Here is a 3,581-nt window from a genome sequence, read left to right as displayed (position 1 = left end):
AAAAGTGCTAGCAGACTCTTTATTTTCGTATTAAATGTTCACCTTTTTTAGGCGATAAATTCACTAGAATCTAGAGTGAAAAACGAATATTAGAATGAAGCTTTATAGTTTAAATTTTTACATCGTTGACGTGTTTGTTTAAAAAGAAAACTTTTATTAGAAGAAAAGACAAATGTTCTTTATTTAGTATTTTTATTTCTCTTTATCTGAGTGTTTGTATTGGAATTTAAGACAAATCTAAACTTATTGAACGAAAAAATGTGTATAATAAATAAAGTGAGGTGATGCAATGGAATTTATTGAATTAATTATTATTATTGCGGTCTTAATAACATTTTCTAACATTTTAACTAAAATGATGCCGACCGTTCCCATATTTTTTGCTCAAATTTTTCTTGGCATTCTTTTGGGACTGTCAAAATATGGCAGTGAAATTGAATTTAAACCAGAAATGTTTCTGGTCCTGATTATCGCCCCTTTATTATTTCGTGAAGGGAAAAATGCAGATACACGTTCTATTGTTGAGAATTTAGGTCCCGTATTATTTTTAGCATTTGCGGGTGTTCTTTTAACCATGACAGCAGTTGGATTTACACTTTACGCCTTTATTCCTAATATTCCATTAGCAGCATGTCTAGCGTTTGGAGCTGCATTGGGCCCCACGGATGCAGTTGCAGTTGGCTCGTTAGCTAAACGGTTAAAAATGCCAGAAAAGGTTTTACATATCTTAGAAGGGGAAGGATTGCTTAACGATGCTTCTGGAGTTACAGCTTTTCAATTTGCTGTTTCTACTTTAGTTACTGGAGTATTTTCACTTTTTGATGCTTCAGTTTCACTTTTGTTTTCCAGCATTGGCGGGGCATTAGTAGGAATCTTCGTCATTTGGGTGAAAAACCGCGTCATTCATTTTCTTGAAAGAACGGACTCTCAAGATGTAATCAGTTATTTATTGATTGAATTATTGTTACCATTTGTAGCTTATGTTTTGTCTGAACTATTAGGCTTTTCAGGGATTATTGCGGCTGTCATTGCAGGGGTCTTGCAATCAAAAAGACAATATCGCGTCACAGTATTTGATGCGGAATTAGCCAATATTTCTGCTAATATCTGGAGCACCATAGGATTTACGCTTAATGCACTTGTCTTCCTTTTTTTAGGCATCGAACTGTCTGAAGTTTTCCGTCCTGTATGGAGTGATCGTACATATTCGAACGTAGAATTAATTGCCATGGTTTTATTGATTGTCTTAGTGATTTTTCTTGTTCGTTTTCTTTATGTTGGACTTTTCCATTTCTTTAAAGAAAGGAAACAAACGAAACGAACAGGCTTACATGAACTTCTCCTGTTAACGTTTGGTGGAGTAAAAGGAACCATTAGTTTAGCTACTGTCTTCATTTTGCCTGTCTCAATTCATGGTGTTGCTTTTGAACAACGCGCTTTATTATTGTTTTTAACTGCTTGTGTAATTTTCATCAGTTTGTTGGTGGGAATGTTTGCCTTACCACTTTTATCAGAAGGTGAGTATGAAAAGCCAGTTGATCGAGCGGAGTTACAGATTTTGCAATCTATTATTCGTTATTTACAAATGAAGCGTGCACGTAAAGAACTTTCTGCTATGCACGTGATGGCGATAGAAACGGTTATCGAGCAATATCGTCAACGTTCATTTGAAATAATGACCGAAGCTATGACAGAAACGGAGCAAGCAAAAGTGCAAGAGTTACAAGGCTGGTTTTTGACGACCGAGCAAGCAGGGCTGGATGATTTATATCAAAAAAAGAAAATTAGTGAGAAAAGTTATAGGATTTATAATCGATTGTTGGAATATTACGAACTAGTTGGTAAACAGCGTTTTTTAAGTCTAAGTAGTTTTTGGTTATTAGCTGGTCGACGTATTTTACGTAATATTGTGCACCCAAAGCGTTATATGATTCGTAAAAAGAGGGCAAAGCGTCACGACTTTTCCAACGTGGATGTTGATGAGTTAAAAAGTATTTTTGTCAACAATACGATTTTGATACGCAAACAATTAAAAAAACAAGAAGGTAATCTGGATCCCCAAATTTTATCTTATTTAGATAATCGACGTTCCTTAATTTTAAAGCAATTGTATGAACGGGATGTTATTGAACCCGAATTGGTTGAAAACAGTCATTATTATAAACAAGAGTTGGTCAATGCTTATACTTTTGAGCGTCGACAAATCGATGCGTTTGAAAGAGAAGAAAAGATCAACCCTTTAACTGCAAACTCTTACCGTCAAAAAGTAAACTTATTGGAATCTTTTGCTTTGCAAAAGCAAGGGAGATAGACTTTAAGAAGTAAAATAAAGACCTCAAAAGAAAGCTAATCTTTTGAGGTCTTTTTGTCTTTAAAATTATTGTCATCCATATTACTTAATGCATACTCACAGGCTTGTAAAACAACACTTGTAAAAGTTGTGTCATTTTGTTGTGCAATTTGACTAATACGCTCGTTTAAACCTTGCGGAAAACGAATTGTTTTATTGACCGAATCGTTTTTTTCAGATCTAACCTTAAATTTAGCCATAAATTCACCTCTATCCTTATGCTTCATTCTAATAGGGTTTTTACTTGCTGTATGCACGTTATTATAAAATGCAAAATGCATTGCAAAATATAAACAATAATCGTAAATATTATCAAGATTACTTTATATTTTTTTAGGGAAATTGAAAAAAATTTAGTTAAACTTGCGTTATTTATCAAGTGCAAAGGAAGGGATAATACTTGAAGTTTATTTTTTTAATAAGAAAGATTGCTTGACAGGATTTACCTTTTGAGTTTCGTTTGTCACTTTCTAAATCTGCTCATTTATATTCTAAAGTATGGTGAGTTTCATCCTTACTCAGATTATCAAATTCATATACAAACTCTATTCTTGAATAGAGTTTCAGATAACGAGATATTTTTTTTCTCTATGCCAAGTATTCCTATAAGAATCATGATTAAATCATGTTGATCGTAAATATTTCGTAATTGTTCTAAATGCTGAGGGAAGGAATTATTCATTCTAATTACTAAAACATGTTAAAATAATTAAAAGGAGTGATTAATTTGGACTCATATGGGTTAGTAGAAAATAAGTTGAATAAGTTTAAAATTCCATTTCAAGTAGTGGAGCATCCACCAGCATTGACTACTGAAGAAGCTGATAGTTTTATAGAAGGTATTGAAGGTGTACGAACAAAATCAATGTTTTTGACCAATAAAAAGAAAACAACATATTACTTAGTGATTATGGATGATCAAAAAAGATTAGATATGGAAAGAATAAAGGAAATTACTGGAGAAAAGAGAATTAAAATGGCTTCTGAAGATAGTTTAATGGAAAAAATGAATTTACCCGCTGGTGTAGTTTCGGTTTTCGGGCTTTTAAATAATAAAGAAAAAGATATACAAGTATACTTTGATCAAGAAATTACAAAAGAATCCCGTATGAGTTTTCATCCTAATGTAAATACTAAAACTATTTTTCTTAATACTAACGACATTTTTAAATTTCTGAAAAGTATTAATTTCAAATACTCAATTATTGATATTTAGTTTATTATAATAATT

General features: G+C 32.2%; 3 protein-coding genes and 1 pseudogene. 2 read left to right on the top strand and 2 right to left on the bottom strand.

Translation table 11 applies throughout. The features are described from left to right. Window positions 1–289 precede the first annotated feature (289 nt). Window positions 290–2,311, top strand: a complete 2,022-nt coding sequence (locus TS1_RS12050; protein ID WP_068710717.1) for a cation:proton antiporter — start codon at window positions 290–292, stop codon at window positions 2,309–2,311. Window positions 2,312–2,346: 35 nt separating this feature from the next. On the opposite strand, the gene TS1_RS12045 is transcribed toward TS1_RS12050, so the two are convergent. Together TS1_RS12045 and TS1_RS12755 are read right to left on the bottom strand one after the other, a co-directional pair. Further along, window positions 2,347–2,550, bottom strand: coding sequence for a hypothetical protein (locus TS1_RS12045; protein ID WP_068710716.1), 204 nt, complete (start codon window positions 2,548–2,550; stop codon window positions 2,347–2,349). 283 nt (window positions 2,551–2,833) lie between these two features. Next, a pseudogene (locus TS1_RS12755) lies at window positions 2,834–3,014 on the bottom strand (AAA family ATPase); the annotation flags it as partial. Between the two features lie 63 nt (window positions 3,015–3,077). On the opposite strand from TS1_RS12755, the gene TS1_RS12040 reads away from it, so the two are divergent. Further along, window positions 3,078–3,566 (top strand): prolyl-tRNA synthetase associated domain-containing protein, encoded by a 489-nt coding sequence (locus TS1_RS12040; protein WP_068710715.1) that lies wholly within the window; start codon window positions 3,078–3,080, stop codon window positions 3,564–3,566. The last annotated feature ends 15 nt before the right edge of the window (window positions 3,567–3,581 follow it).

The sequence above is a fragment of the Tetragenococcus solitarius NBRC 100494 genome, assembly GCF_001544195.1.
Classification (GTDB): Bacteria; Bacillota; Bacilli; order Lactobacillales; family Enterococcaceae; genus Tetragenococcus; species Tetragenococcus solitarius.
Note: the sequence above shows the minus strand (reverse complement) of the source record. Positions and strands in the feature narration are given on the sequence as shown.

What these genes read in the sequence shown, in the direction of transcription:
- TS1_RS12050 (WP_068710717.1), top strand. Translation starts at nt 290, where the DNA reads ATGGAATTTATTGAATTAATTATTATTATTGCGGTCTTAATAACATTT.
- TS1_RS12045 (WP_068710716.1), bottom strand. Translation starts at nt 2,550, where the DNA reads ATGGCTAAATTTAAGGTTAGATCTGAAAAAAACGATTCGGTCAATAAA.